Raw genomic sequence first — 1,783 nt, forward strand, 5'->3', positions numbered from 1 at the left:
ACACACAGATGAAAATGACGACGGAAGAGGCCTTTGTTAAGGTTCTGCAGCTTCACGGTATTGAGCATGCGTTTGGTATCATTGGTTCGGCGATGATGCCGATCTCGGACATCTTCGGGAAAGCCGGCATCACGTTCTGGGACTGCGCGCATGAAGGCTCGGGTGGGATGATGGCCGACGGCTACACCCGCGCCACCGGCAAAATGTCGATGATGATCGCGCAGAACGGCCCCGGTATCACCAACTTTGTGACCGCCGTCAAAACCGCCTACTGGAACCACACCCCGCTGCTGCTGGTTACACCTCAGGCCGCGAACAAGACCCTGGGTCAGGGCGGCTTCCAGGAAATGGAACAGATGCGCATGTTCGCGGATTGCGTTTGCTATCAGGAAGAGGTGCGCGACCCGTCGCGGATGGCCGAAGTTCTGAGCCGCGTGATCACCAAGGCCAAGCGTGCCTCGGCTCCGGCACAGATCAACGTGCCGCGTGACTTCTTCACGCAAGTGGTCGATATCGAACTGCCTGCCGTGGTCGAATTCGAACTGCCCTCCGGTGGTGCATCGGCGGTTACCGAAGCCGCGGCGCTGCTGTCCGAAGCCAAGAACCCGGTCATCCTGAACGGCGCCGGTACGGTTCTGTCCGCGGGTGGCATCGAAGCCTCGAAAGCACTGGCCGAGCGTCTGGACGCGCCGGTTTGCGTTGGCTACCAGCACAACGACGCCTTCCCGGGCTCGCACCCGCTGTTTGCCGGCCCTCTGGGTTATAACGGGTCAAAGGCCGCGATGGAGCTGATCAAGGAAGCGGACGTGGTTTTGTGCCTTGGCACACGTCTGAACCCGTTCTCGACCCTGCCGGGTTACGGCCTGGAATACTGGCCGGCAAATGCGAAAATCATTCAGGTTGACATCAACCCGGACCGCATCGGCCTGACCAAGACGGTCTCGGTCGGCATCGTCGGCGACGCGGCCACCGTTGCGACCAATATCCTGGCACAGCTTTCGGACACTGCCGGCGACGAGGGCCGCGACGCCCGCAAGGCGAAAATCGCGGAGAAAAAGTCGCGTTGGGCACAGGAACTGACCTCGATGGATCACGAGCAGGACGATCCGGGCACCACCTGGAACGAACGTGCCCGTGCGGCCAAGCCGGACTGGATGAGCCCGCGCATGGCATGGCGTGCGATTCAATCCGCACTGCCGAAAGAGGCGATCATCTCGTCCGACATCGGCAACAACTGCGCCATCGGCAACGCGTATCCGTCCTTCGAGGAAGGCCGCAAGTATCTGGCACCGGGCCTGTTCGGCCCCTGTGGCTATGGCCTGCCGTCGGTGATCGGCGCCAAGATCGGCTGCCCGGACGTACCGGTCGTCGGCTTCTCGGGTGACGGTGCCTTTGGTATCGCGGTCACCGAGCTGACCGCAATCGGCCGTGACGAATGGCCCGCGGTGACCCAGATCGTTTTCCGCAACTACCAGTGGGGTGCGGAAAAGCGGAACTCGACCCTGTGGTTCGACGACAACTTCGTCGGCACCGAACTGGACACCAAAGTGTCTTATGCCGGGATCGCGCAGGCCTGCGGCCTGAAAGGTGTTGTCGCCCGCACGCAGGACGAGCTGACCGCGGCCCTGAACCAGGCCATTGAGGACCAGAAGAACGGCATCACCACCCTGATCGAAGCCATGATCAACCAGGAACTGGGTGAGCCCTTCCGTCGTGACGCAATGAAAAAGCCGGTCGAAGTCGCCGGCATCAGCGAAAACGACATGACACCGCAGGCCGGAGC

At 61.7% G+C, this 1,783-nt stretch carries 1 protein-coding gene; it reads left to right on the forward strand.

Features of this window, described 5'->3' with window-relative positions:
• Positions 1-8 precede the first annotated feature (8 nt).
• Positions 9-1,783: sulfoacetaldehyde acetyltransferase (gene xsc / locus AC2FEE_RS25550; protein WP_496868219.1), on the forward strand; the 1,775-nt coding region annotated here is incomplete at its 3' end.

This window comes from Ruegeria sp. YTSC199 (assembly GCF_059609725.1).